The following is a 26,752-nucleotide window of genomic DNA, read 5'->3' as shown; positions in this document are numbered from 1 at the left end:
GCAAGACGCGATTTCCCATCCGTTGCCCCAATGTGAACCCCGTGTTACCAACGTTTTCCGCGCATGAACCCCGTCACAGCCACCGGCCGCACCGCCCTCCGGCGCCCCCGGCCGTACGGGGACGAGCCGCGACGGCGGCCGCGTGCCCCGCCGTCCGCACGCCCCGGCGGGCTCGTCGTATACGGGGCCGCACTCGTGGGCCGTACCCGGACCGGGCCGCACACTGGTACCCATGACGACTTCCGCGACCCCCCTGCGCATCGGACTGCTCGGTACCGGACCGTGGGCCCGCAAGACCCACGCCCCCGCCCTCGCCGCCCACCCCGGCGTCGAGCTGAGCGGGGTGTGGGGCCGCCGCCCCGAAGCGGCGACCGCCCTCGCCGACGACCACGGAGTCCCGGCCTTCACCGGGGACGACGGCCTCGACGCGCTGCTCGCCGCCAGCGACGCCGTCGCCGTCGCGCTGCCGCCGGACGTACAGGCCCCGCTCGCCGCCCGGGCCGCTGCCGCCGGATGCCACCTCCTGCTCGACAAGCCGGTCGCCACCACGGCGGCCGGCGCCCACGAGGTCGCCGAGGCCGCCGCCCGGGCCGGCGTCGCCTCCGTCGTCTTCTGCACCCTGCGCTTCGCCCCCGCGACGGCCGCCTGGATCGCCGAACAGGCGGCGCTGGAGGGGTGGTTCACCGCACGCGGCCAGTGGCTCGGCGCGCTCTACGCCCCCGGATCCACCAGCGAGTACGCCGCCTCCCCGTGGCGCAGCGACAAGGGCGGCCTCTGGGACGTGGGCCCGCACGTCCTCTCCGTACTCCTCCCGGTCCTCGGCGACGTGACCGAACTGACCGCCGTCCGGGGCCCGTCCGACACCGCGCACCTGGTGCTCCGCCACACCTCCGGCGCCTCCAGCACCGCCACCCTCGGCCTCGCCGCCCCGCTCGGCGCGGCCGGCACCGACATCGAACTCCGCGGCGAGCACGGCGTCGCCACCCTGCCCCGCTGGGGCGGCGCCCTGGACGCCTTCGCCGGAGCCGTCGACGCGCTGGCGGAAGCCGTACGCACCGGAGAACCGCACCCCTGCGACGTACGGTTCGGGACGCGCCTGACCGAGCTGCTCGCGGAAGCGGAGGCGCAGATGGGCCCGGCGGACCGCGCCTGAGTCCCTGCGGGACCGGCGCCCGGGTTCAGCCGCCGTCGCTGCCGCCGTCGTTGTCGCCGTCGCGCGACAGGCGGCCGGGGAGGTCGGTGAGCCGCTCGACGCGGAACACCGTCCCGTCGGCCGCCGGCGACGGCCCACCCGTGACGAAGCCGATGCCGCGGTCCAGCCAGATGCCGGTGAGCCCGGCGAGGTTCGCCGCGTGCACGTCACTCGACAGCATGTCGCCCACGTTGGCCGCCCGCGCGGGGTCCGTCCCCATCCACGCACAGGCGGCGGCATAGGCCGCGGGCTTGGCCACACCGAGCTCGGCCGGGGTCAGCACCGCCTCGAAGTAATCCAGGAGACCGAAGCGGGCGAGCTTGGCGCGCTGCTGCGCGGGGTCCCCGTTGGTGAGGACCGCCAGCCGCGGTGCCCGGGGCAGCGCCTTCAGGGCCTCCAGGCACGGCTCGACGTCGGGATAGGTCTCCCAGGACTTCTCGAACGCGGCGAGGTAGCGGCCCTCGATCCAGGCGTCCAGCAGCCCGGGGTCCTCCGGAACCGGCTCGCCGAGCAGCGGCAGGAACGAACGCGCCCTGCGCCGGTGGTGCTCGGCGAAGGAGCACGCACCGGCCAGGTACTCCCGCATGTGGCGCGCCTCCAGTGCCCACCACGCCGCGGCCAGCTCCTCCGGCGGAGCCGTCGCGCCCGGCGCGTCCCGGACGATCCGGTCGATCGTCCCCCAGACCGCGTTGCGGTGATCGACCAGAGTCCCGTCCGGATCGAGGAAGATCACATCAGTCATGGCGTGATCATCCCGTGGCGCCCGGGTCCGGGGGACCGATGCCGGGATACTCCTGGCGGAACACGCCGACGTGACAGCCGATGCTCCGAAGCCGGGCTCACCCCGTACGCCCCAACGCCTCCCGTACCGCCTCCTGGGAGCGCCCCACCACGGCCGTGCCGTCGTCCGCGGTGATGATCGGCCGCTGTATCAGCGCCGGTTCGGCACAGAGCGCCCCGATCCAGCGGTCGCGTTCCGCCGTCTCCCGGGGCCAGTCGCCGATCCCCAGCTCCTTCGCCAGGGCCTCCCCGGTCCGGGTGATGTCCCACGGCTCCAGCCCGAGCCGGTCCAGCACCGCCCGGATCTCGTCCGGCGTCGGCACGTCCTCCAGGTACCTGCGCACGGTGTATGACGCCCCCTCCGCGTCCAGCAGGGAAACAGCGCTCCGGCACTTCGAGCAACGCGGATTGATCCAGATCTCCATGGGGCCGAGGATACGGCGCAAGAGTCTCGGAGCAAGGGCTGAAATCCCCTCTGGCCAGGGGCGATTGTCAGTGCGAGGCGGTAAAATGGAGGTAGTTCGTGAGGGTTCCACCACCGCGCCAGGAGGTTGCTGATGGCCGTTGCCGCAGTCACGACCAAGCCGCTCGACCCGACGCTCCACGCCCCGTTCCTACCGATGCAGCCGTTCGCCGCTCCCCATCCCAAGAAGAGGCTCCCGGCGGGCCGCCCCCGTGAGTGGTACGTCGCCCACAACCGCCGGCTGAAGGCCATGCGGCTGACGATCGCCCTGCTCGACTCCGGCGTCTACCAGCCCTCCAGCGCCAGCAACCGCCGCATACGCCGCGCCGCCGAGCGCCTCGGCATCCACCGGCCGTCCGACCTCACCTGCCGCATGGTCCGCACGCTGATCCGCCACGGCCGCTGACCTCGGCCGGACGGCTCCGCTCCACAGAAGCCCGCGCCCCGTGTCCCCGGCTCTCCGGGGGCGCGGGGCGCGGGTTTTCGAGCCGTCGGCCGGTTGTCGGTGGCGGCTGGCAGACTCCCCGCATGTCACTCGCCGCCCCGACCTTCGACCACTGGTGCGCCCTGGACGGGGCCGCCGCACTCCGTCACGCCGAGGAAGCCGCCCGGCACGTGGGCGGCACCCTGACCGAGTGGGAGAGCGACCCGGCGCGGGGCCGGGTCCCGCACCGCGCGGTGATCGAGCGGGACGGGCAGGGGTTCGCCCTGATACCCGGCGGCGAGGTGCGCGTCGGATTCGACCTGGCCGCGTGGAGCCCGAGCCCCGGGCAACTCGCCTCCTACCGCGAGGAGTCCCTCGCGGGCGGCTTCGGCTTCGACGCAGACCTCTCCACCCACCTGGCCGGGGTCCTGACCCCCCGCCGCACCGTCACCCTCCCCACCGTCCTCATGGCGGTGGAGGCCGAGCCGCTGCCCGACGTACCGCGCGAGGTCCCCGGCCTGCTCGCCGCCCGGGGCCTGCGCCCGCCCACCCCCGACGAGTGGGAGCACGCCTGCGGCGCCGGCGCCGGGACCCTGTTCCGCTGGGGCGACACGTACCCGGCCGACTGTTCCCCGTACGGAGGGGGGCCCGGCCCGCACCGCCTGCCCAACGCCTTCGGCCTGCGCATCGGCCACGACGTGTACGAGGCGGAGATGACCGGCGACCCCGCCCGCGTCCACGGCGGCGACGGCGGCGAGGCCGTCTGCGGCGGCTACGGCACCTTCCTCGGCTGGCTGCCCCTGGCCACCGCCCACCACAACCCCGGGATCGCGGAGTTCCTGCACTCGCCCGACGGCGAGGACCTGTACGAGGACTTCTCCGTCCGGCCGGTCATCGAGCTGGGCTGACGGGGGCCTGGGCCGGCAACGACCGGCGGACGAACGAAAGGAGCGTTGCCGCCACCCGCCGAGGGGTGGAGGCAACGCTCCTTTTCGATCGGAAGCCGTCCCGGGGAGACCGGGAGCCGCTTCTTAGAGGTCGAAGTACAGCTCGAACTCGTGCGGGTGCGGCCGCAGCTGGATCGGGGCGATCTCGTGGGTGCGCTTGTAGTCGATCCACGTCTCGATCAGGTCGGTGGTGAAGACACCGCCGGCCTGGAGGTACTCGTTGTCCTGCTCCAGCGCCTCGAGGACGGCCGGCAGCGAGGTCGGGACCTGCTGGACGTTGGCGTGCTCCTCGGGAGCCAGCTCGTACAGGTCCTTGTCGATCGGCTCGGCCGGCTCGATCTTGTTCTTGACGCCGTCGAGGCCGGCCATCAGGAGCGCCGCGAACGCGAGGTACGGGTTCGAGGACGGGTCCGGGGCGCGGAACTCGACGCGCTTGGCCTTCGGGTTCGAGCCGGTGATCGGGATGCGCATCGCGGCGGAGCGGTTGCGCTGCGAGTACACCATGTTGACCGGGGCCTCGAAGCCGGGGACCAGGCGGTGGTACGAGTTCACCGTCGGGTTGGTGAAGGCCAGCAGCGACGGGGCGTGCTTGAGGATGCCGCCGATGTAGTAGCGGGCCATGTCCGACAGGCCGGCGTAACCCTGCTCGTCGTAGAAGAGCGGCGAGCCGCCCTGCCACAGCGACTGGTGCACGTGCATGCCCGAGCCGTTGTCGCCGAAGATCGGCTTCGGCATGAAGGTCGCGGTCTTGCCGTTGCGCCAGGCGACGTTCTTCACGATGTACTTGAAGAGCATCAGGTCGTCGGCCGCGGCGAGCAGCGTGTTGAACTTGTAGTTGATCTCGGCCTGGCCGGCGGTGCCGACCTCGTGGTGCTGGCGCTCGACCTGGAGGCCGTTCTTGTCCAGCTCCAGGGAGATCTCGGCACGCAGGTCGGCGAAGTGGTCGACCGGCGGGGTCGGGAAGTAGCCGCCCTTGTAACGGACCTTGTACCCGCGGTTGTTCTCGACCGCACCGGTGTTCCAGGCGCCGGCCTCGGAGTCGATGTGGTAGAAGCTCTCGTTCGCCGACGTCTGGAAGCGGACGTTGTCGAAGACGTAGAACTCGGCCTCGGGACCGAAGTAGGCGGTGTCGGCGAAGCCGGTGGAGGCGAGGTACGCCTCGGCCTTCTTGGCCACGTTCCGCGGGTCACGGCTGTACTGCTCGCCGGTGATCGGGTCGTGGATGAAGAAGTTGATGTTGACCGTCTTGTCGCGGCGGAAGGGGTCCACCCGGGCGGTCGACAGGTCGGCGCGGAGCGCCATGTCGGACTCGTGGATGGCCTGGAAGCCGCGGATCGACGAACCGTCGAAGGCGAGTTCCTCGGCCGGGTCGAAGCTCGCTGCCGGGATGGTGAAGTGCTGCATCACACCGGGCAGGTCGCAGAAGCGGACGTCGATGAACTTCACGTCGTTGTCCGCGACGTACTTCTGCACTTCGTCGGCGTTCTGGAACATCCAACTCCTCCTACTCCCGGCCCGGAGGGACGGGGTTGTAGCTCGTGTGTGTCGCCAGTGCGGTGGCGCACGTTGAGGGCGACCTTAGGCAGACGGGATTTCCCAAGCATGACCCATTTGTTTCGCCCAAGTTAACCGGGCGCGCGGTGGGGGACACCCCAACGCCTCATCCCGTGCCCCGGGCGCCAGGAAGCAAACCCGCTCGCAGTACCGTGGTCGGGTGGACAACAGGCAAGCAATCGGATCGTGGCTCTCCGGCCCCCAGGCCGCCGCCGAGGACATGGGCGTCGACTTCGGCTACCGGGGCAAGCGCCTCGGGCTGCCCGAGGAGGGCCCGGGGTCGGTGGCCCCGCTCGGCCGCCGCTTCGGCGCGATCTTCATCGACTGGGCGCTCTGCCTGGTGATCGCATACGGGCTCATCGCTCCCGGTGACCAACAGGCCGCCGGTAACTGGGCGTTGCTCGTCTTCCTGGTCATGAGCTTCCTCACCGTCGGCACCCTCGGCTTCACTCCCGGCAAGCGTCTGCTGCGCCTGCGGGTCGTCTCCCAGGACGGTGGACGGTTCGGTCTGGTGCGCGTCCTCGTACGGAGCGTGCTGCTCGTCCTGGTGATCCCGGCCCTCATCTGGGACCGTGACGGGCGCGGACTGCACGACCGGCTCTCCCGGTCCGTCCAGGTCCGCCTCTGACCCTCCCCGGGGGCCCCGGCGGCACCGCGGCGAGACCCCGGTGGCACCCCGGCCCGGTACCGGTTCCGGAACCCCGGGAAAAGGGGCCGAGGGCGTTCCGCCATCCGGACAACCGCATCCGTACGATGACCCGGCCCGTTCACCATGTGGACCCCCGGGGGTGCGCGGGGCCGAGACCGGCCCCGTGAAGCCGGTACGCGCACCGCCACCGCGCCGCCGACGCCTCACCCGGCCCCGCGCACCGACCCCGCGCACCGACCCCGCACCACCCGCACGCGAAGAGGGGCGGCCCCGACCGGTCAGGTCGGGGCCGCCCCCCTTGTGTGAGGTGTGACGTCTGGGCGCGGACCGCGCGATGCGGTGTGCCGCGCCCGCGCGGCGAGAAAAGTGGAGCGGACCGCCCTACGAGGTGGTGGTCCTACGAGGTACTGGTGCTACGCGGTACCGGTCAGCGCATCTTTCCGCCGCGCGGCATCCGCATCCCCTTGGGCATGGGCCCCTTCGGGAGCGGCATGTTGCTCATCAGGTCGCCCATCGCCCGCAGCCGGTCGTTGGCCGCCGTGACCTGCGGTCCGCTGAGGATGCGCGGGTACTTCAGCATCTTGGTGCGCACCTTCTTCAGCGGCACCTGGCCCTCGCCGTCGCCCACGATGATGTCGTGCACGGGGACGTCGACGACGATGCGCGCCATCCGCTTCTTCTCGGCGGCCAGCAGGCTCTTCACCCGGTTCGGGTTGCCCTCGGCCACCAGCACGATGCCGGCCTTGCCGACCGCGCGGTGGACGACGTCCTGGCTGCGGTTCATCGCGACCGCCGGAGTGGTGGTCCAGCCGCGCCCGATCCGGTCCAGCACCGCTGCCGCGGCACCGGGCTGGCCCTCCATCTGACCGAAGGCCGCGGCCTCCGCGCGCCGTCCGAAGACGATCATCATCGCGAGGACGGCCAGGACGAAGCCCAGGATGCCCAGGTAGAGCGGGTGACCGATCGCGAAACCGATCGCGAGGATCACGCCGAAGACGACGATTCCCAGCCCCGCGAGCACGAGGCCGATCTTCGGGTCCGACCGCCGGGTCATCTTGTAGGTCAGGGCGATCTGCTTGAGCCGCCCCGCGTTCTCGGCGCTGTCCGCGCCTTCAGTGTTTGCCTTCCTCGCCATGTACAGAAGTTTACGTGGCCGAGGAACGGTGCTCCGCAACGGCCTCCAGTACGTGCTGGGCCTCGACCCGGTCCTTGGCGCGGCGGCGGTCCTCCAGGACCGCGGTCCAGGCGTTGCGGCGGGCGGTGCGCTGGCCGCTGCTCAGCAGCAGCGACTCCACGGCGCGGAGAGCGTGGGTGACGGTCGGAAGGGTGTGGGCACGTACCGGCGCGGCCTGCATCGTCTGTTCCCTCTCGGGGCGGTCCGCGTACGGCGCGGAACGGGGTGCGGGAAACGGGCGCGACAGCGGGTTCGGCCACTGGGGCCCGCGGAACCCGGGGTCGCTGATCTGGAACTGCTCCGGGGCCGGGATCACTGGCTCCGGGACCCGGGGTCACTGCTCTGGGACCAGGGTCACATCCCGGTGTTACCAGGGCATGACCGGTCGGTCAAACACCAATGAAACCTTGATGCGGGCCGTGCGCACGCCGAGGCGGCCCATACGCGTCCCCCACCTGCGGGGAGCGTACGGGCCGCCGCGCGCGGGCGGTTACCGCCCGGTAATGCCTTGTGCTCGGATTCACACGGACGCGGTGTGCGCGCCCGTTCCGGCGGCGGCCGCGTCGCGGGCCGCCATCGCCTGCTGGAAGAGGCGCCCGGCGCGGTACGAGGAACGGACCAGCGGGCCCGACATCACACCGGAGTACCCGATCGCGTCGGCCTCGTCCTTCAGCTCCACGAACTCCTGCGGCTTCACCCAGCGCTCGACGGGGTGGTGCCGGACGGAGGGGCGCAGGTACTGCGTGATCGTGATCAGCTCGCACCCGGCGTCGTGCAGGTCCTGGAGCGCCTCGCTGACCTCCTCGCGGGTCTCGCCCATGCCGAGGATCAGGTTCGACTTGGTCACCAGACCGGCCTCGCGGGCCCGCGTGATGACCTCGAGCGAACGCTCGTACCGGAAGCCCGGGCGGATGCGCTTGAAGATCCGGGGGACCGTCTCGACGTTGTGCGCCAGCACCTCGGGGCGCGAGGAGAAGACCTCGGCCAGCTGTGCGGGCTCGGCGTTGAAGTCGGGGATCAGCAGCTCGACCTTGGTGCGGCCGGCCTCGCGGCCGTCCGTCAGCGCGTGGATCTGGCGGACGGTCTCCGCGTACAGCCACGCACCGCCGTCCTCCAGGTCGTCGCGGGCGACGCCGGTGATCGTGGCGTAGTTCAGGTCCATCGTGACGACGGACTCGCCGACCCTGCGCGGCTCGTCGCGGTCCAGCGCCTGCGGCTTGCCCGTGTCGATCTGGCAGAAGTCGCAGCGCCGGGTGCACTGGTCACCGCCGATGAGGAAGGTCGCCTCGCGGTCCTCCCAGCATTCGAAGATGTTGGGACAGCCCGCCTCCTGGCAGACCGTGTGCAGCCCCTCGCTCTTCACGAGCTTCTGCAGCTGGTTGTACTCGGGGCCCATCTTCGCCCGGGTTTTGATCCACTCGGGCTTGCGCTCGATGGGGGTCTGGCTGTTCCGGACCTCCAGGCGCAGCATCTTGCGCCCGTCGGGTGCGACAGCGGACACTCCGGCACTCCCCTTTGCTTTCACTGCATTGGAATCTTCGGCGAACACCAGGGTACGCCCGTCATTCGCACGGCCTTACGTCCGGCCAACCTGTGGCCGACGGGGGCTATTCCCCGTACGGCCGAACCACGTGGGCGGCGTACGCCCCGGGGGCCCGTACGACGGCCTCGGGGTCGCCGCCGGTCAGGCGGTGGCGGGAGCGGTCGCCACCTCGCGAGGCGCGAGCTCGGCGTTCTCCAGGACGTCGCGCAGGTGCTTCTCGACGACCGGGAGGGCCTCCGCGATCGTGAGGTCGCGCCCCAGCTCGTACGCGAGCGAGGTCACCCCCGCGTCGCGGATGCCGCACGGCACGATCCGGTCGAAGGAGGTGTTGTCCGGGTTCACGTTCAGCGCGAAGCCGTGCATGGTGACGCCCTTGGCGACCCGGATGCCGATGGCGGCCAGCTTGCGGTCCTCGCGGCGCTGCCCGGCGTTGGAGGGGGCGTACTCGGGGCCGTCGAGCCGCGGGTCGAACTCCTCGTCGGTCAGCCGGGGGTCGAAGTCCAGCGACAGGCCACCGAGCGACGGCCGCTGCTCGACCGGGTCGCCCAGCACCCAGACCCCGCTGCGCCCCTCGACCCGGCTGGTCGTCACGCCGAACTCGGCGGCGGCGCGGATCAGCGCCTCCTCCAGCCGGCGCACGTGCGCCACGACGTCGACGGGGCGCGGCAGCTTCTGGATCGGGTAACCGACGAGCTGGCCCGGACCGTGCCAGGTGATCTTGCCGCCGCGGTCCACGTCGATGACGGGGGTGCCGTCCAGCGGCCGCTCGCTGTCGGTGGTGCGCCGCCCCGCCGTGTAGACGGACTGGTGCTCCAGCAGCAGACAGGTGTCCGGGACGGTCTCCTCGAAGCGCGCGGCGTGCAGCTCGCGCTGCTTCTGCCAGGCCTCCGTGTACTCGACGGCCTCCGGGCCGAAACCCAGCCGGACAAATCGCAGCTCGCTCACGGCGATGCCTCCCTACTCGTGGTGACAGGGAGCCGGAGGGGTGCCTTCCGCCCGTCGTCACCGTGCACTGATCGCGGTCACCGTCCACACTGATCGCGCCCGAATCACTGTACGACCGTCCAGGACCGGACGGTCCGGCAGGTCGTTTCGTCAGCGTGATCGGTACTCCTCACACGATCGGATGAACGTGGAGCGAACGCCGCCGGGGCCGCTCCTGGGGCCGCTAAATTCGCGCCGTTCCCCAAGGGCTGCCACGCCCGGCCCAGGCAAGGCAGGAGACCGCACCGCAGATGTCGGAACGACCCCCGCAGCGCACCCCGCACCCCCCGAACCGCAGACTCGCCGCACTCATCGCGGAGGCCGGCTTCTCCCACGCGGGCCTGGCCCGACGGGTGGACCAGCTGGGGCTGGAGCACGGCCTCGACCTGCGGTACGACAAGACCTCGGTGACCCGCTGGCTGCGCGGCCAGCAGCCGCGCGGAACCACCCCCGCCCTGATCGCCGAGGTGTTCACCCGGCGCCTCGGCCGCCGGCTCACCGCCCAGGACCTCGGCCTGGACGCCTGCGCGCCCGTCTACGCCGGCCTGGAGTTCGCCTCGACCCCGGCCGAGGCCGTCGACATCGTCAGCGGACTCTGGCGCAAGGACTCGGGCAACCAGGCGGACCTCCGCAAGATCGCCTTCACCCCGGCCGGGCTGGTGGTTCCCAGCCGGGACTGGCTGATCGGCCAGGCCGACGAGTCCGTCTCCCGGGGCGACCACCCGGCCCCGGCCACCGGCGCCGCAGGAGGCCAGGGACCCCACGGCGAGGGTGCCCGGCCGGGACGGCCCGGCGCCGCCCCCGCCGGCGGCCCGCTCCGGGACGCGCGGGCGGGCACCCGGACGGGCACCCTCCCCGGACCGGGCGGCGCCGCTAGCCCCGGAGCGGGCACGCCCGGAGCACCCGGAGCCCAGGCCCCCGGGACCCCCGTCGGGGGCGCCTGGATCGGCGGCCGGCGCCCCGCCCCGGGCCACGCGCCCGCCCCGGGCCACACCCACGCCCCCGACGGGAGTACGGGTACGGCCCCCGCAGGAACCCCGCGCCCCGCGGTGCCCCGCCAGCGGCAGACCGAGCGGGCGTCCGGCCAGCGCGTCGGCAACGGCGACGTGGCGGCCCTGCGCTCGGTCGGTGAACTCTTCCGCTCGCTCGACCACGCCTACGGCGGCGGACACGCCCGCCAGGCCCTGATCCGGTACCTGGAGCACGAGACCGAGCCGATGCTCCGGGGCAACTACACCGAGACGACCGGCCGCCGGCTCTTCGCGGCGGCGGCCGACCTGACCAGGCTGGCCGGCTGGACCTCGTACGACATCGCCGCGCACGGACTGGCCCAGCGGTACTTCGTCCAGGCCCTGCGGCTCGCCCAGGCCGCCGGGGACCGGGCGTACGGCAGCTATGTGCTGATCACGATGAGCCGGCAGGCGGTCTACCTCGGGCACGGCCGTGAGGCCGTCCAGCTCGCCCGGGTGGCCCAGCAGGGGGTGGGCTCCGCCGCGCCCCCGGCCGTCCAGGCGCTGCTGCACGCGGTGGAGGCGCGCGGGCACGGCGTACTCGGGGACGCGCGGGCGAGCGCCGTCTCGCTGGCGCGCGCGGAACGCGCCCTGGAGGCCGCCCGCCCCGGCGACGAGGCGCCGCACTGGGCCCGGAACTTCGACGAGGCCCAGCTCGCCGACGAGTTCGCGCACTGCCACCGGGACCTCCAGCAGTACCGGGCCGCCGCCCTGCACGCCGAGCGCTCGCTCCAGCTGCGCGCGCCCGCGTACGCCCGGAGCAGGCTCTTCTGCCGGGTCGTCCTCGCCTCCGCCCGGCTCGGGCTCGGCGAACTCGACCAGGCGTGCCTGCTGGGTGCCGAGGCGGCCCAGCAGGCACGGGAGATGCGGTCGGTCCGGGCGACGGAGTACGTCCGCGAGTTCGAGCGCAAGCTGGAGCCCTACCGCGACGCGGCGGCGGTGCGCGGGTACCGCGAGCAGATCGCGGCCCTCGGCTGAGGGACGCGACCCGGCCCCGCCGTGACGGGGGAGGTGCTCAGGCGGCCCCCGACAGCGTGGTCCCCGGCTCCGGCAGGAACCCGGACCCCGCCCGGAGGTCGGCCAGGATCGCCTCCGCCGCCCGTCGGCCCGAGTGCAGGGCGCCCCGCAGGGTGCTGGTGTCCCGGTGGTCGCCGCACACGTACAGCCCGGCGAGCACCCGCACCGGGCGGCTCGGATCGTGCGGCGGGGTCATCACCGGGACCGCCTCGGCGGTGTGATGGGTGGCCAGCAGCTCCCAGTCGTCCGTGGGCGTCCCGTACAGCGCCGCCAGGTGACCGCGCACCGCACGCTCCAGACCGGGCGGCGGAGTGCCGAGCACCGCGGAGGTGATCAGCGCGCGGCCCTCGGGCGCCCGGGTGGGGTCGATCTCGCTCATCACCGCCGAGTACGCGACCGGACCCGCCCCGCCCGCCTCCAGTACCAGTGAGGCGCCGGTCCGGGGAGCCTCAGGGGCCGTGTGGTGAACCACCGTCACCGGGTGGAAGCCGGGCACCCGCAGACCGGGCAGCAGCTCGGCGGCGGCCCCCGCGCCGGTGGCCACCAGCAGCGCACGGCAGCTCAGCTCGCCGTGCTCCTTGGTGCGCACGGACGTGGTGTCCGCGGCCGTCACCTGGACGTTCGTCCGCACGGTGTCCGGCGGCAGCGTGGACGCCAGCAGCTTCGGCAGCGCCGCCGAACCGCCCTCGGGAACCCGGAGCCGGCCGCGCGCCCAGTCGCGCAGGACCAGTTCCGCGATCCGGCTCGACACCCGCAGCTCCGGATCGCTCAGCAGGGCCGCGAGCAGCGGCCGGAGGAATCCGTCGACGGTACGGGCCGGCAGCCCGCGCGCCGCGAGGGCCGCCTCCGCCGCCCGGTCGGGCTTGGCCATGATGCGGGCCGTGGAGGTGTTGGCCAGCCGCGCCAGCGACGCCCCGAGCCGGGCACGGTCGAGGGCCTCGCCGACCGCCCCGCCCCGGCCCGCCGGAGCGGCCCGGTCGCCGCCCACGGGGGCGCTCGAACGGGCGCGCGCGGGTTTGAACGCGCCCCTGGTGCTTCGTACGCCACCGGCGCGATAGTGGCGCCCGGCGTTGTGGACCACGACCGCCGGATCGAACGCGCGGAGCACCAGGGGCGCCAGCCCCGGGATGTCCCCGAACTCCTCCGGCACACTGCCGAGCAGCGGACCGAGCCGGTCGAGCCGGAACCCGTCCACCTCGTCCGTGGCCAGTCTGCCGCCGACGCACGGTGTCGCTTCCAGCACGCTGACGCTCACCCCCGCCCGTACGAGAAGGTGGGCGGCTGACAGGCCGGCTGTACCGGCTCCGATGATGACCACGTCCGCGTGGTGTGCGGGCTTGCGCACATGCCCTCCCCGAGTCGTGCGAGCGGTGGGAGGCTCATGCCCCCGACTGACTCCCGGAATGCCCGAGTTCGCCAAAGAGGCTAGGAGGATGGCCGATACCTGGACAGTGGCCCGCGCGAACACACCGGTGCACGGGGTCGCACGGGCACCCGCGCACGTTCCCGGTGCACGTGCCCTGGGCACGGGCCCCTGCGCACCGGCCCGCGCACGGGTGCTCCGGGCGCCGGGAGACCTCAGCCCAGGGCCGCGCGGATCGCGCTGACGACGCCGGGGAAGGCGAAGGCGAAGCCGGAGCCCAGCAGCTTGCGCGGGACCACCCGCTGGCTGCCCAGCACGTCCTCCGCGAAGTCGCCCAGCGCGAGGCGGAGCGCCGGGGCGGGGGCCGTGAAGAGGGTCGGCCGGTGCAGCACCCGCCCCATCGCCGCCGTCACCTCCGCGTTGGTGACCGGATCGGGCGCGGTGAGGTTCACCGGCCCGGACAGGGCCTCCGTGTCGAGCAGATGGCGCAAAGCAGCGACGTGGTCGTGCAGCGCGATGAAGCTCCAGTACTGGCGGCCGTTGCCGAGCCGCCCGCCCAACCCGGCCTTGAACAGCGGGAAGAGCTTGCCCCAGGCGCCACCGCCCGAGGCGACGACCAGCCCGGTGCGCGCGTGCACGGTCCGGACGCCGGCCTCCTCGGCGGGCGCCGTGGCGGCCTCCCACTCCTCGCACACCGAGGGCAGGAACCCCTCGCCGGGAGGGGCGCTCTCGTCGACGGCGCGGTCACCGGTGTCGCCGTAGTAGCCGATCGCGGAACCCGAGACCAGGACCTTCGGCGGAGTGTCCAGGGAGGCGACGGCCTCCGCGACCGCAGCCGTGCCCAGCACCCGGCTGTCCCGGATCTCCTTCTTGTACGCCTCGGTCCACCGGTGGTCCCCGACCCCGGCACCCGCCAGGTGGACCACCGCGTCGCAGCCGACCAGCCCGGCCACGTCGACGTACCCCCGGTGCGGGTCCCACCGGACCTCGTCACCCGCCTTCGCGGGCCGGCGCACCAGGCGGACGACCTCGTGCCCGTCGGCCCGCAGCGAGCGCACGAGCGCCGCTCCGATGAGTCCGGTCGATCCGGTGACGGCGATACGGGAGTGCTCCATGGGCTCATCCTGCCCCATGGATCCTGACCGTGGATCGCCCGGACACGCATGGCACAGTGACGCCCATGTCCTCGCTCCGCCTTCACGCCATACGTCCGGCGCTGCCCTCCGACGAGCCCGCTCTCGCCGCGCTCGACCGGGAGACCTGGTCCACCCTGCACGCCGTGCAGCCCCGCCCGCAGCCGCCGTACCCGCCGTTCTTCGACGAGCGCCACTCGCCCCGCGACATCCTCGTCGCCGAGACGGTGCCGGAGACGGCGCCGGGAACCGTGCCCGAGACGGCTCCAGGAACCGTTCCGGAGGACGAGCGCGTCGCACGGGAGGCCCCGCGCGTGGCCGGATACCTCCGCCTGGTCGCGCCCACTCCGCTCGCCTGCCACCAGCACGTCCGGCAGATCCAGGGCCTCGCCGTCGACGGACGGGCGCGCGGGCTGGGCATCGGGCGGGCGCTGCTGCGCGCCGCGTTCACCGAGGCGCGCCGCCAGGGCGCCAACCGGATCACCCTGCGCGTCCTCGGCCACAACACGCCGGCCCGCGCGCTCTACGCCTCCGAGGGCTTCGCCGTGGAGGGCGTGCTGCCGGGCGAGTTCTTCCTGAACGGCGGGTACGTCGACGACGTGCTGATGGGACGCGCGCTCTGAAGGCCCGTGGCGAGGGCTGAGCGGCGTGTGAAGCCGCTCAGCCCTCGCCGAACCGCTCCCACAGCGCGGGCAGCCGCGCCGCCAGCACCTCGTCGTTCTCGAACGAGAAGGGCACCCCGGCCGGTTCGCGGGCCTGCGGGGGCAGCCCCAGGTCCGGCGAGACGACACCGGTGAGCTGCTCGTACGCCTCGTCGGCCGCGTAGCCCAGCTCCTCGCCGTCCCCGTCGACCTCCTCGTCGAAGTCGTCCAAGAGCTCCGCGAGGTCGTCGGGGTCCTGCAGCGCGCCCTCGAACACCTCCCGGCCCTGGCCGATCAGCCAGCAGCGGAAGTAGTCGAAGGCGTCGTCGCTCGCGCCGCCGAGCAGCAGGGCAGCGGCACCCCACAGGTCCCAGCGGTACGCGCGGTGGTAGCGGGCCTCGAAGTGCCGGGCGAAGTCGAGCACGGTCTCGGGGTCCAGCCGCACCAGCCGTTCCACGAGCAGCTCGGCGTGGTCCTCGGGGTCGCCCTCGGCGGCCTCGCGGGTGGTGTCGATGAGCTCCCAGAACTCCGTCTCGTCCATCACGGGTCCAGCATCGGCCGAGGCGGCGGCCCCCGCACGCGGAGCCCCCGCTCGCCGACCCGGCCCGATCCGGACGAAAGGCCCTACCCGTACAGGCCGCGCATCCGGGCCGCCGCCTCGCGGAAGCGCGCGCGCAGCGCGGCCGGTGCCAGCACCTCCACCTCCGCGCCCAGCGCCAGCAGCTGCTCGTACGCCACCTCCGGCGACTCCACCGGCAGGGTGACCGTCCACCGCCCCTCGCCGTCCGGGGGCCCGGCGGCGGCCAGCGCCTCCTCGGCGGCGGCCCGGTCCACCAGGTGCGGGAGCCGCCGCGCGCCCGCACCGGAGATCCGTACGGTCACCTCGGTACGGAGCAGGGAGCGGGCGAACCGCGCGGAGCGGGCGGCCCAGAACCCGGCCAGGTCGAAACCGGCGTCCCGCTCGAACCGCCCGCCGTCCGGCTCGACCGAGACGAACCGGTCGACCCGGTACACCCGGAAGCCCTGGGCGGAAGGAGCGTCGCCCGGGTGCGCGACCCGGGCGCAGAGGTACCAGACGCCCGCCTTCAGCACGAGCCCGTACGGCAGGAGGGCCCGGTCCACCTCGGCGCCGTCCCGGAGGTAGCGCGCCCGGACCGTGAGGTCGTCGCGGACGGCCTCCGCCACGACGGGCAGCAGCGCGGGGGCCACCGGCTCCTGGAACCAGCCCGGGGCGTCCAGATGGAAGCGCCGGGCCACCGTGTCCGGGGTGTCCCGCAGCGAGGGCGTCAGGGCGGCGGCCACCTTGAGCCGGGCGGCGGACGCGGCGTCCTGGAGGCCCAGGTCGCGCAGGGCGGTGGGCAGCCCGGAGAGGAAGAGCGCCTCGGCCTCGCCCCGGGCGAGACCGGTGAGCCGGGTGCGGTAGCCGTCGACCAGGTGGTAGCCGCCGGTGCGGCCGCGCTCCGCGTACACCGGGACGCCCGCCTCGGAGAGCGCGGCCGCGTCCCGTGCGACGGTCCGCTCCGACACCTCCAGCTCCGCCGCCAGCTCGGCCGCGGTCATCCCGGGACGGGACTGGAGGAGCAGCACCATGGTGATCAGTCGGGCCGCGCGCATACCCCCATTCTCGTCGAAGCCCGAGGGCGCACGCGGAACGCCGCGGCCCCTCCGGTGTTCCGGAGGGGCCACGGCGTTCAGGGCCGGGAGTCAGGCGTACGGATCAGAGTCCGTAGCGCTCCCGGGCCTCCTTGATCGCGGAGGCCGGGATCTCGCCGCGCTTGGCGAGCTGGGCCAGGGCCGCGACGACGACCGACTGCGCGTCGACACCGAAGTGGCGGCGGGCGGCGTCACGGGTGTCGGAGAGGCCGAAGCCGTCCGTACCGAGCGAGGACCAGTCCTGCTCCACCCACTGGCTGATCTGGTCCGGAACCTGGCGCATCCAGTCGCTGACCGCGAGCACCGGGCCGGGGGCGCCGGCGAGCGCCTGCGTCACGTACGGCACCCGCTCCTCGCCACGGAGCAGCGCGGCGTCGGCCTCCAGCGCGTCGCGGCGCAGCTCGCCCCACGAGGTGGCGGACCACACGTCGGCGGTGACGCCCCACTCGGCGGCCAGCAGCTCCTGGGCCTCCAGGGCCCAGTGGATGGCGGTACCGGAGGCCAGCAGCTGCAGGCGCGGCGCGTCGGCCTTGGCCGGCGTGCCCTCCTTGAAGCGGTACAGGCCCTTGACGATGCCCTCCTCGATGCCTTCCGGCATCGCGGGCTGCGGCTTCGGCTCGTTGTAGACCGTCAGGTAGTAGAAGACGTTGGAGTCCTCGCCCTCGACGGGCTCGCCGTACATCCGGCGCAGACCCTCCTTGACGATCACCGCGATCTCGTACGCGAAGGCCGGGTCGTAGTTGAGCGACGCCGGGTTCGTGGCCGCGATCAGGTGCGAGTGGCCGTCCGCGTGCTGGAGGCCCTCACCCGTCAGGGTCGTACGGCCGGCCGTGGCGCCGACGATGAAGCCCTTGCCGAGCTGGTCGGCGAGCTGCCACATCTGGTCGCCGGTCCGCTGCCAGCCGAACATCGAGTAGAAGATGTAGAACGGGATCATCGTCTCGCCGTGCGTCGCGTACGACGTGGACGCGGCGATGAAGTCCGCCATGGAGCCGGCCTCGGTGATCCCCTCGTTGAGGATCTGGCCGTCCTTGGCCTCCTTGTAGTACATCAGCTGGTCGCGGTCGACCGGCTCGTACGTCTGTCCCAGCGGCGAGTAGATGCCCGCCGACGGGAAGAGCGACTCCATACCGAAGGTACGGGCCTCGTCCGGGACGATCGGAACCCAGCGCTTGCCGGTCTCCTTGTCCCGCATCAGGTCCTTGGCGAGGCGGACGAAGGCCATGGTGGTGGCCATCTCCTGCTTGCCGGAACCCTTCTTCAGCGCGGCGAACGCGCGCTCCTCGGGCTGCGGCAGGGCCGCGGCGTGCACCCGGCGGGCGGGGGCGGGGCCACCGAGGGCCGCGCGGCGCTCCTGGAGGTAGCGGACCTCGGGGGAGTCGGCGCCGGGGTGACCGTAGGGCACCACACCGCTCTCGAAGGCGCTGTCCTGGATCGGCAGGCCGAGCAGCTCGCGCATGTCCTTGAACTCGTCCAGGGACAGCTTCTTCATCTGGTGGTTGGCGTTCTTGGACTCGAAGCCCTTGCCGAGCGTGAAGCCCTTCACCGTCTGGGCGAGGATCACGGTCGGGCCGCCCTTGTGCTCCAGGGCCGCCTTGTACGCCGCGTAGACCTTGCGGGCCTCGTGACCGCCGCGCGAGGTGTAGAAACACTCGGCGATCTTCGCGTCGGTGAGCAGCTTCGCCAGCTCGACGAGCGCGGGCTCGGCGCCGAAGAAGTGCTCGCGGATGTACGCGACGTCACGGGTGGCGTACGTCTGGAACTGCGCGTCCGGGACCTCGCGGAGGCGGCGGACCAGCGCACCGGTGGTGTCGAGCTGGAACAGCTCGTCCCACGCGTTGCCCCAGAGCGTCTTGACGACGTTCCAGCCGGCCCCGCGGAAGGCGCCTTCCAGCTCCTGGACCACGCGGAAGTTGGCGCGGACCGGGCCGTCGAGACGCTGCAGGTTGCAGTTGATGACGAAGGTCAGGTTGTCGAGACCCTCACGGGCGGCGAGCGCCAGGGCGGCCGTCGACTCGGGTTCGTCCATCTCGCCGTCGCCCAGGAAGGCCCAGACGTGCGAGTTCGACGTGTCCTTGATGTTGCGGTTGGCCAGGTAGCGGTTGAAGCGCGCCTGGTAGATCGCCGACAGCGGGCCGAGGCCCATCGACACGGTGGGGAACTCCCACAGCCAGGGCAGACGCCGCGGGTGCGGGTAGGACGGCAGGCCGTCGCCGCCCGACTCCTGACGGAAGTTGTCGAGCTGCTGCTCGCTCAGCCGGCCGTCGAGGAAGGCGCGGGCGTAGATGCCGGGGGAGGCGTGGCCCTGGATGTAGAGCTGGTCACCGGAGCCGTCCCCCTCCTTGCCGCGGAAGAAGTGGTTGAAGCCCGTCTCGTAGAGCCAGGCAGCAGAGGCGAACGTGGCGATGTGGCCGCCGACGCCGTACTTCGCCCCGCGGGTCACCATGGCCGCCGCGTTCCAGCGGTTCCACGCGGTGATGCGGGATTCCATCTCCAGGTCGCCGTCGAACTCGGGCTCGGCGGCGGTCGGGATGGAGTTGACGTAGTCGGTCTCCAGCAGCTTGGGCAGCGCGAGACCGGCGCCTTCGGCGTGTTCGAGCGAACGCCTCATCAGGTACGCGGCGCGATGCGGCCCCGCGGCCTTGGTGACGGCGTCCAGAGAGGCCGCCCATTCGGCGGTCTCTTCGGGGTCGCGGTCCGGGAACTGGTCGAGTTCGCTCGGACGCTTTCCTACGGGGTCGGTCATGATCGCCGCCTTCCGGAGTGGGAGGGGGTGGAGAAATCCCTGGCTGGCAGGACAGGGCGACGGGCCGGTGGGCCCGCGGAGAACTGTAAATCCCTGATCGATGATCGATCAAAGGGTTGAAAGGGAAAACTTCTCGATATGAAGAAATTGGCATGGGGTGCCGCCAAATGGGGCACGGAGTGACGGGATTAAACGGTGTAAAACGGTCACCATTCGCTCGAAAGAGCGATGGTGGTGACAGATGGGAAACCTGACGGCAATGCCGGCGTGAGAAATAACAAGTACGGCTCTGACCGCCGAGGACCCGGGTGAGCGGTACGTACGACCCGCGCGGCCATTTCCCGGGGCGCGCGGCCGAGGGGTCCTCAGGCGCGCGGCGCGCAGCCCAGCACGTGCGCCTTGACCAGGGGCCCGATCTGCGGATCCTGCCGTGTGAACGCGTCGATGAGCGCCTCGTGCTCCTCCGCGTACGACTTCTGCACCGTGCCCAGCCACCGGATCGACAGGGCCGTGAACACCTCGATGCCCAGGCCCTCCCAGGTGTGCAGCAGCACCGCGTTGCCGGCCGCCCGCACCAGCTCCCGGTGGAAGCCCACCGTGTGGCGCACCTGCGCCTCCCCGTCGGCCGCCCGGTCGGCCTCGTAGAGGGCCGTCACGTGCGGCTGGAGGGCCGAGCAGTCCGCGACGAGGGCGGGGGCCGCCAGCTCCGCCGCGATCTGCTCCAGGCCCGCCCGCACGGGATAGCTCTCCTCCAGGTCCGCGGCCGTGAGGTTGCGGACCCGGACGCCCTTGTTGGGCGCGGACTCGATCAGCCGCAGCGTCTCCAGCTCGCGCAGCGCCTCGCGCACCGGCGTCTGGCTGACCTCCAGCTCGGTGGCGATCCGCCGCTCCACGATCCGCTCGCCCGGCTTCCATCGCCCGCTGACGATCCCGTCCACGATGTGCTCGCGGATCTGCTCGCGCAGCGAGTGGACGACGGGCGGGGTCATGAGGTGCTCCTTCGGGCGAACCGGTGCCGACCGGGACCGGCCGCGGGCCACCGGGGCGGCCGCGGTCTCTAGACAATACGGCGGCGCCCCCGCCCGGGAGGTGGTCCGGACGGGGGCGCTGCTGGTGAGGCTCGTTACAGCCAGGTCGTTCAGAGGCCGAGCTCGACCTCGAACTCACCGGCCTCCAGGATCGCCTTGACCGAGGTCAGGTAACGGGCGGCGTCCGCGCCGTCCACCAGACGGTGGTCGTAGGAGAGCGACAGGTACGTCATGTCACGGATGCCGATGACGGTGCCCTCGGCGGTCTCGATGACGGCCGGGCGCTTCACCGTGGCACCGATGCCCAGGATGGCGGCCTGGTTCGGGGGCACGATGACGGTGTCGAACAGCGCACCGCGCGAACCGGTGTTGCTGATGGTGAAGGTCGCACCCGACATGTCGTCCGGGGTGAGGCCGCCACCGCGGGCCTTGCCGGCCAGCTCGGCGGTCTTCTTCGAGATACCGGCGATGTTCAGGTCGCCCGCACCCTTGATGACCGGGGTCATCAGACCCTTCTCGGCGTCCACGGCGATGCCGATGTTCTCCGAGTCGAAGTACGTGATGGTGCCCTCGTCCTCGTTGATCCGGGCGTTGATGACCGGGTGGGCCTTCAGCGCCTGGGCCGCCGCCTTCACGAAGAACGGCATCGGGGACAGCTTGACGCCCTCGCGGGCGGCGAACGCGGCCTTCGCCTGGTTGCGCAGCTTCATCAGCTTGGTGATGTCGACCTCGACGACCGAGGTCAGCTGGGCCTGCGAGTGCAGCGCCTTCATCATGTTCTCGCCGATGACCTTGCGCATGCGGGTCATCTTGACGGTCTGACCGCGCAGCGGCGACGCCTCCAGCTTCGGCGCCTTGGAGGCGGCCGGAGCGGCGGCGGCAGCGGGGGCGGGAGCGGCTGCGGCGGCCTTGGCGGCCTCCGCGGCGGCCACGACGTCCTGCTTGCGGATGCGGCCACCGACGCCGGTGCCCTTCACCGCGCCCAGGTCGACGCCGTTCTCCGAAGCGAGCTTGCGGACCAGCGGCGTGACGTACGCGCCGTCGTCACCGGAGGTCGCGACCGGGGTGACCGGGGCCGGAGCGGCGACCGGGGCCGGGGCGGCGGCCGGAGCCGGAGCCGGGGCGGCGGCCACGGGCGCCGGAGCGGCGGGCGCCACCGGAGCCGGGGCGGCCGGAGCAGCCGGGGCGGCCGGGGCCGGGGCCGGAGCGGCCGGAGCGGGAGCAGCGGCGGCCGGGGCCGGGGCGGCGGCCGGAGCAGCGCCCTTGGCACCGATGACGGCGAGCTTGGCGCCGACCTCGGCGGTCTCGTCCTCACCGACGACGATCTCCAGCAGCACGCCGGAGACCGGGGCCGGGATCTCGGTGTCGACCTTGTCCGTGGAGACCTCGAGCAGGGGCTCGTCCTCCGTGACCTCCTCGCCGACCTCCTTCAGCCAGCGGGTGACGGTGCCCTCGGTGACGCTCTCGCCGAGCGCCGGCAGGGTGACGTCGGTGCCCTCGGCGGAGGACGCGCCGGCGGTGGCCTCGGCGGTCGGGGCCGGGGCGGGGGCCTCGGTCTCGGTCGACGGGGCGGTCGGGGCCTCGGTGGCGGGCGCGGCGGCCGGAGCGGCGGCCTCGGCCGGAGCCGCGGCGGGGGCGCCGGAGCCGTCGTCGATGACGGCCAGCTCGGCGCCGACCTCGACGGTCTCGTCCTCGGCGACCTTGATGGAGGCCAGGACGCCGGAGACGGGGGAGGGGATCTCGGTGTCGACCTTGTCGGTCGAGACCTCGAGCAACGGCTCGTCAGCCTCGACGCGCTCGCCCTCGGCCTTCAGCCAACGGGTGACAGTGCCCTCGGTGACGCTCTCGCCGAGCGCCGGAAGGGTTACGGAAACCGACATGGTTTCGGTTGCTCCTTACGAATTGCGGAAGTGGTCGGTCGTCGCCCGGGACTGGATCAGTCGTGGGAGTGGAGCGGCTTGCCGGCCAGCGCGAGGTGAGCTTCGCCCATGGCCTCGTTCTGGGTCGGGTGGGCGTGGATGAGCTGCGCGACCTCGGCCGGCAGCGCCTCCCAGTTGTAGATCAGCTGTGCTTCGCCGACCTGCTCGCCCATGCGGTCGCCGACCATGTGGACGCCGACCACGGCACCGTCCTTGACCTGGACGAGCTTGATCTCGCCCGCGGTCTTCAGGATCTTGCTCTTGCCGTTGCCCGCCAGGTTGTACTTGAGGGCGACGACCTTGTCCGCACCGTAGATCTCCTTGGCCTTGGCCTCGGAGATGCCGACGGAGGCGACCTCGGGGTGGCAGTACGTCACCTTCGGCACGCCGTCGTAGTCGATCGGGACGACCTTCAGGCCGGCCAGCCGCTCCGCGACGAGGATGCCCTCGGCGAAGCCGACGTGCGCGAGCTGGAGGGTCGGGGCGAGGTCGCCCACGGCCGAGATGGTGGGCACGTTGGTCTGCATGTACTCGTCGACGAGGACGTAGCCGCGGTCCATCGCGACGCCGGCCTCCTCGTAACCGAGGCCCTGCGACACCGGGCCGCGGCCGATCGCGACCAGCAGCAGCTCGGCCTCGAAGGTCTTGCCGTCGGCGAGGGTCACGCGGACGCCGTCCTGCGTGTACTCGGCCTTGTCGAAGAAGGTGCCGAGGTTGAACTTGATGCCGCGCTTGCGGAACGCGCGCTCCAGAAGCTTCGAGCTGTTCTCGTCCTCGACCGGAACCAGGTGCTTCAGGCCCTCGACGATGGTCACGTCGGTGCCGAAGGACTTCCACGCCGAGGCGAACTCGACACCGATGACGCCGCCGCCGAGCACGATGGCCGACTTCGGGACACGGTCCAGCTTCAGCGCGTGGTCCGAGGAGATGATGCGGTTGCCGTCGATCTCCAGGCCCGGCAGCGAACGCGGCACGGAGCCGGTCGCCAGCACGATGTGGCGGCCCTGGATGCGCTCGCCGTTCACGTCCACCGAGGTCGGGGACGACAGGCGGCCCTCACCCTCGACGTAGTGCACCTTGCGCGAGGCGATGAGACCCTGCAGGCCCTTGTACAGGCCGGAGATCACTTCGTCCTTGTACTTGTGGACGGCCTCGATGTCGATGCCCTCGAAGGTGGCCTTGACACCGAACTGCTCGGCTTCGCGCGCCTGGTCGGCGATCTCGCCGGCGTGCAGCAGCGCCTTGGTCGGGATGCAGCCGTTGTGCAGGCAGGTACCGCCGACCTTGCCCTTCTCGATCAGGGCGACGTCCAGGCCCAGCTGCGCTCCGCGCAGGGCTGCGGCGTAACCGCCACTGCCGCCGCCGAGGATCACTAGGTCGAAAACGGTGCTGGCGTCGTTCGCCACGTCACGTCCTCCATGCATGTGCGCCGTACGCCGGGCCCCGTGGGGTGTGACCGGCCGGTCGGCTGGTGTTCGGCCGCTTGAGTCGTTCGGCCCTGTGGTGGGGGCCCTGTCCTGCCGAGAACCCATCTTCGCACTTGTTGACCGCCGACGGGACGCGGGGCCCGGTCCGGACAGGGCGCCGAAGGTCCCGCCGCGGGTCGCTTCCGCGTAGAAACGTATGGATTCAGCCGAGTTCGTCCAGAGCGAAACCCGGCCGGGCCGTGCCTCTCCCGGTTCGCACGGCGCACGCAATGCGTACAGCCCCGGACATCCGCCCGGGGCTGTACGACTTTGGTCACAGAGGACCGGCGGGTGGTCAGCCCAGGTCGCCGTCGGCGGTGCGCTCCGCGAGACGGATCAGGGTGCGGACCGACGAGCCGGTGCCGCCCTTGGGGGTGTAGCCGTACGGCGCGCCCTCGTGGAAGGCCGGGCCCGCGATGTCCAGGTGCGCCCAGGCGATGCCCTCGCCGACGAACTCCTTGAGGAACAGACCGGCCACCAGGCCGCCGCCCATCCGCTCGCCCATGTTGGCGATGTCGGCGGTCGGGGAGTCCATGCCCTTGCGCAGGTCGGCGGGGAGCGGCATCGGCCAGGACGCCTCGCCGACCTCCTCGGCGATCTCGTGGATCGTCGTGCGGAAGGCGTCGTCGTTGGCCATGATGCCGAAGGTGCGGTTGCCCAGCGCCAGCACCATCGCGCCGGTCAGGGTCGCCACGTCGACGATCGCGTCGGGGGCCTCCTCGGAGGCGCGGGTCAGCGCGTCGGCGAGGACGAGCCGGCCCTCGGCGTCCGTGTTGAGGACCTCGACGGTCTTGCCGCTGTACATGCGCAGCACGTCACCCGGGCGGGTGGCGTTGCCGCCGGGCATGTTCTCCGCGAGCGCCAGCCAGCCGGTGACGTTGACGCGCAGGCCGAGACGGGACGCGGCGACGACGGTGGCGAAGACGGCGGCGGCGCCGCTCATGTCGCACTTCATCGTCTCGTTGTGGCCGGCCGGCTTGAGCGAGATGCCGCCCGAGTCGTAGGTGATGCCCTTGCCCACCAGGGCCAGGGTCTTCTCCGCCTTCGGGTGCGTGTAGGCGAGCTTCACCAGGCGGGGGCCGTGGACGGCGCCCTGGCCGACGCCGACCAGACCGCCGTAGCCGCCCTTGACCAGGGCCTTCTCGTCGAGCACCTGGACCTTGATGCCGTGCTCCTTGCCGGCGGCCGTGGCCACGGCGGCGAAGGACTCGGGGAAGAGGTCGTTCGGCGGGGTGTTGATCAGGTCGCGGGCGCGGTTGATCTCCTCCGCCACGGCGACGGCGCGCTCGGCGGCGGCCTTGAAGGCCTTGTCGCGCGGCTTGGCACCGAGGACGGCCACCTCGGCGAGCGGCAGCTTGGGGCCGTTGGCCTTGGCCGACTTGGGGGCGAGCTTGTTCTCGCCGCCCTGGTAGGCGGTGAAGGCGTACGCGCCGAGCAGGGCGCCCTCGGCGACTGCGCCGGCGTCCTCCACGGTCGAGGACGGCAGGGCGAAGCCGGCCTTCTTCGCGCCGCCCAGGGCGCGGGCGGCGGCACCGGCGGCGCGGCGCAGGATCTCGGAGTCGTAGGCGTCGTCCGAGTCCGGGACGGTGCCCAGGCCGACCGCGATGACGACGGGAGCCTTGAGGCCGCCGACGGCGGGGACCTTGATGAGTTCGCCCTCGGCACCGGTGGCGCCCAGGGTCTCCAGGACGGCGGCGAGCTTTCCGCCGAAGGCCTTGTCCACGGCCTCGGCGCCCGGTGCGAGCACCGGTCCCTTGGAACCCCTGGCGAGGCCGACGACGAGTGCGTCGGCGCGCAGCGTCGCCGCACCTGCGGTGCTGAGAGTGAGAGCAGTCACGGTGGTGAATTCTCGCTTCCGTTGAGTAACTGGATCGGTCGAGGGGTGGGCCGACCGTGCCCGGCGCATCGTAGATGCGCCCGCTATGCGCAGGGAATGAGCCTACGCGCGCCGTTCCGGCGGAACCACGGCGGTGGTCACCGTCCGTGCGACGGCCGGGAAGGCGCCCGGTGGGCACCCGGGTCGGCCCACGCGGTGCGCGGGACGAACCGGCCGGGCGCATAAGGTCGTTGGCGACGGCGGGGCCGGTGTGCGCCGGGACGCGCACGGCATGTACGGCATGTACGGATACGGGAACGGGGTCGGGAACGGTGTACGGGACGAGGCTGGGCCGGCCGGTGGCGGTCACCCTCCTGATGGTGTCTCCGCTGCTCTCCGGCTGCACCTCGGGAGAACCCGGAGAAGCCCCGGCGGCCTCGAAGGCTTCGAGTTCCCCGGCCGACCCGGCGGCTTCGAGTTCCCCGGCCGACCCGGCCGACCCGGCGGCCGGGTGGTGGCGCCCCCGGCCCGGCCTGGACTGGCAGTGGCAGCTCTCCGGGCGGCTCGACCCCACCGTGGACGTCCCGGTGTACGACATCGACGGCTTCGACCACGACGCCGCCGCGGTCGCCGGTCTGCACGACCGCGGCAGCAAGGTCATCTGCTACCTCTCCACCGGCGCCCACGAGGACTTCCGCCCGGACGCCGACGCGTTCCCGGCGGCCCTGCTGGGCAAGGGCAACGGCTGGGACGGCGAGCGCTGGCTCGACATCAGGCGCACCGACCTCCTGGGGCCCCTGATGGAGACCCGGATCGCGATGTGCGCCCGGAAGGGCTTCGACGCCGTGGAGCCGGACAACATGGACGGCTACCGCAACGACACCGGCTTCCCGCTCACGGCCGCCGACCAGTTGGCGTACAACCGGCTGATCGCCCGCATCGCCCACCGCCACGGCCTGGCGGTCGGCCTCAAGAACGACCTGGACCAGATCCCCGCCCTCGAACCGGACTTCGACTTCGCGGTGAACGAGCAGTGCGCCCAGTACGACGAGTGCGAGGACCTGGTCCCGTTCGTCGAGGCGGACAAGGCCGTCTTCCACGTCGAGTACGAGCTGCCGGCCGCCGCGTTCTGCGCCCGCTCGCGCGAACTCGGGCTCAGCTCACTGGAGAAGAAGTACGAGCTCGGCGCCTGGCGCAGGAGCTGCGCGACGGACGCGGGGGAGACCGCGGCGCCCTGATCCGCCCCGTAC

The 26,752-nt window shown here is 72.4% G+C and carries 23 protein-coding genes; 7 read left to right on the top strand and 16 right to left on the bottom strand.

What is annotated here, in order from left to right; genetic code table 11:
* Positions 1-232 precede the first annotated feature (232 nt).
* The gene (locus tag OG599_RS08530; RefSeq protein ID WP_327175350.1) at positions 233-1,153 is read left to right on the top strand and encodes a Gfo/Idh/MocA family protein; all 921 of its coding nucleotides are present in this window, start codon (positions 233-235) and stop codon (positions 1,151-1,153) included.
* 25 nt (positions 1,154-1,178) lie between these two features.
* Here the strand turns inward: OG599_RS08530 and OG599_RS08525 are convergent, their stop codons facing one another.
* Both OG599_RS08525 and OG599_RS08520 read right to left on the bottom strand, forming a co-directional pair.
* A complete protein-coding gene (locus tag OG599_RS08525) occupies positions 1,179-1,934 on the bottom strand; it encodes an HAD family hydrolase (protein ID WP_327175349.1) in 756 nt (251 codons plus the stop codon).
* A 97-nt stretch (positions 1,935-2,031) separates the two neighbouring features.
* Positions 2,032-2,397: an arsenate reductase family protein gene (locus OG599_RS08520; protein WP_327175348.1), complete on the bottom strand. Its 366-nt coding sequence runs from the start codon at positions 2,395-2,397 to the stop codon at positions 2,032-2,034.
* Positions 2,398-2,529: 132 nt separating this feature from the next.
* Between OG599_RS08520 and OG599_RS08515 the strand changes: the two genes are divergently transcribed.
* Both OG599_RS08515 and OG599_RS08510 read left to right on the top strand, forming a co-directional pair.
* The gene (locus OG599_RS08515; protein ID WP_327175347.1) at positions 2,530-2,841 is read left to right on the top strand and encodes a hypothetical protein; all 312 of its coding nucleotides are present in this window, start codon (positions 2,530-2,532) and stop codon (positions 2,839-2,841) included.
* Positions 2,842-2,963: 122 nt separating this feature from the next.
* Positions 2,964-3,767 carry a hypothetical protein gene (locus tag OG599_RS08510; protein WP_327175346.1) on the top strand — a complete coding sequence of 268 codons (804 nt, stop codon included), beginning with the start codon at positions 2,964-2,966 and terminating at the stop codon, positions 3,765-3,767.
* A gap of 123 nt (positions 3,768-3,890) precedes the next feature.
* Here the strand turns inward: OG599_RS08510 and glnA are convergent, their stop codons facing one another.
* Positions 3,891-5,300: a type I glutamate--ammonia ligase gene (glnA, locus tag OG599_RS08505; RefSeq protein ID WP_327175345.1), complete on the bottom strand. Its 1,410-nt coding sequence runs from the start codon at positions 5,298-5,300 to the stop codon at positions 3,891-3,893.
* A gap of 220 nt (positions 5,301-5,520) precedes the next feature.
* Here glnA and OG599_RS08500 point away from each other — a divergent pair, with 220 nt between their 5' ends.
* Positions 5,521-5,988 (top strand): RDD family protein, encoded by a 468-nt coding sequence (locus OG599_RS08500; protein WP_327175344.1) that lies wholly within the window; start codon positions 5,521-5,523, stop codon positions 5,986-5,988.
* A 448-nt stretch (positions 5,989-6,436) separates the two neighbouring features.
* Here OG599_RS08500 and OG599_RS08495 read toward each other — a convergent pair whose 3' ends face one another.
* The 4 genes from OG599_RS08495 to lipB form a co-directional block, all read right to left on the bottom strand.
* Positions 6,437-7,144, bottom strand: coding sequence for a DUF4191 domain-containing protein (locus OG599_RS08495; RefSeq protein WP_327175343.1), 708 nt, complete (start codon positions 7,142-7,144; stop codon positions 6,437-6,439).
* Between the two features lie 10 nt (positions 7,145-7,154).
* The gene (locus OG599_RS08490) at positions 7,155-7,364 is read right to left on the bottom strand and encodes an SCO2195 family GlnR-regulated protein (protein ID WP_327175342.1); all 210 of its coding nucleotides are present in this window, start codon (positions 7,362-7,364) and stop codon (positions 7,155-7,157) included.
* A gap of 339 nt (positions 7,365-7,703) precedes the next feature.
* Positions 7,704-8,684 carry a lipoyl synthase gene (gene lipA, locus OG599_RS08485; RefSeq protein WP_327175341.1) on the bottom strand — a complete coding sequence of 327 codons (981 nt, stop codon included), beginning with the start codon at positions 8,682-8,684 and terminating at the stop codon, positions 7,704-7,706.
* A 183-nt stretch (positions 8,685-8,867) separates the two neighbouring features.
* Complete coding sequence (lipB, locus tag OG599_RS08480; protein WP_327175340.1) at positions 8,868-9,671, bottom strand: lipoyl(octanoyl) transferase LipB; 804 nt, start codon at positions 9,669-9,671, stop codon at positions 8,868-8,870.
* A gap of 290 nt (positions 9,672-9,961) precedes the next feature.
* On the opposite strand from lipB, the gene OG599_RS08475 reads away from it, so the two are divergent.
* Positions 9,962-11,698 (top strand): regulator, encoded by a 1,737-nt coding sequence (locus OG599_RS08475; protein WP_327175339.1) that lies wholly within the window; start codon positions 9,962-9,964, stop codon positions 11,696-11,698.
* A gap of 37 nt (positions 11,699-11,735) precedes the next feature.
* On the opposite strand, the gene OG599_RS08470 is transcribed toward OG599_RS08475, so the two are convergent.
* Both OG599_RS08470 and OG599_RS08465 read right to left on the bottom strand, forming a co-directional pair.
* Complete coding sequence (locus OG599_RS08470) at positions 11,736-13,082, bottom strand: NAD(P)/FAD-dependent oxidoreductase (protein WP_327175338.1); 1,347 nt, start codon at positions 13,080-13,082, stop codon at positions 11,736-11,738.
* A 233-nt stretch (positions 13,083-13,315) separates the two neighbouring features.
* Entirely contained in the window at positions 13,316-14,215 is a 900-nt protein-coding gene (locus OG599_RS08465) for a TIGR01777 family oxidoreductase (protein WP_327175337.1), read from the bottom strand.
* Between the two features lie 65 nt (positions 14,216-14,280).
* On the opposite strand from OG599_RS08465, the gene OG599_RS08460 reads away from it, so the two are divergent.
* On the top strand, positions 14,281-14,856 hold the full coding sequence (locus OG599_RS08460) for a GNAT family N-acetyltransferase (protein ID WP_327175336.1): 576 nt from the start codon (positions 14,281-14,283) through the stop codon (positions 14,854-14,856).
* Positions 14,857-14,893: 37 nt separating this feature from the next.
* On the opposite strand, the gene OG599_RS08455 is transcribed toward OG599_RS08460, so the two are convergent.
* From OG599_RS08455 to OG599_RS08425, 7 genes are all read right to left on the bottom strand, one after another.
* Positions 14,894-15,415 carry a DUF4240 domain-containing protein gene (locus tag OG599_RS08455; protein WP_327179968.1) on the bottom strand — a complete coding sequence of 174 codons (522 nt, stop codon included), beginning with the start codon at positions 15,413-15,415 and terminating at the stop codon, positions 14,894-14,896.
* Positions 15,416-15,498: 83 nt separating this feature from the next.
* Positions 15,499-16,488, bottom strand: coding sequence for a helix-turn-helix transcriptional regulator (locus OG599_RS08450; RefSeq protein WP_327175335.1), 990 nt, complete (start codon positions 16,486-16,488; stop codon positions 15,499-15,501).
* A 103-nt stretch (positions 16,489-16,591) separates the two neighbouring features.
* A complete protein-coding gene (aceE, locus tag OG599_RS08445) occupies positions 16,592-19,273 on the bottom strand; it encodes a pyruvate dehydrogenase (acetyl-transferring), homodimeric type (protein WP_327175334.1) in 2,682 nt (893 codons plus the stop codon).
* Between the two features lie 365 nt (positions 19,274-19,638).
* Entirely contained in the window at positions 19,639-20,262 is a 624-nt protein-coding gene (locus OG599_RS08440; RefSeq protein WP_327175333.1) for a GntR family transcriptional regulator, read from the bottom strand.
* A gap of 149 nt (positions 20,263-20,411) precedes the next feature.
* Positions 20,412-22,181: a 2-oxoglutarate dehydrogenase, E2 component, dihydrolipoamide succinyltransferase gene (gene sucB / locus OG599_RS08435; protein WP_327175332.1), complete on the bottom strand. Its 1,770-nt coding sequence runs from the start codon at positions 22,179-22,181 to the stop codon at positions 20,412-20,414.
* Positions 22,182-22,237: 56 nt separating this feature from the next.
* Positions 22,238-23,626 (bottom strand): dihydrolipoyl dehydrogenase, encoded by a 1,389-nt coding sequence (gene lpdA, locus OG599_RS08430; RefSeq protein WP_327175331.1) that lies wholly within the window; start codon positions 23,624-23,626, stop codon positions 22,238-22,240.
* 355 nt (positions 23,627-23,981) lie between these two features.
* Positions 23,982-25,523 carry a leucyl aminopeptidase gene (locus OG599_RS08425; RefSeq protein ID WP_327175330.1) on the bottom strand — a complete coding sequence of 514 codons (1,542 nt, stop codon included), beginning with the start codon at positions 25,521-25,523 and terminating at the stop codon, positions 23,982-23,984.
* Between the two features lie 356 nt (positions 25,524-25,879).
* On the opposite strand from OG599_RS08425, the gene OG599_RS08420 reads away from it, so the two are divergent.
* Positions 25,880-26,740, top strand: a complete 861-nt coding sequence (locus OG599_RS08420) for an endo alpha-1,4 polygalactosaminidase (protein WP_327179967.1) — start codon at positions 25,880-25,882, stop codon at positions 26,738-26,740.
* Positions 26,741-26,752: the final 12 nt, after the last annotated feature.

Origin of the sequence: Streptomyces sp. NBC_01335, assembly GCF_035953295.1 — a bacterium.
GTDB lineage: Bacteria > Actinomycetota > Actinomycetes > Streptomycetales > Streptomycetaceae > Streptomyces.
Note: the sequence above shows the minus strand (reverse complement) of the source record. Positions and strands in the feature narration are given on the sequence as shown.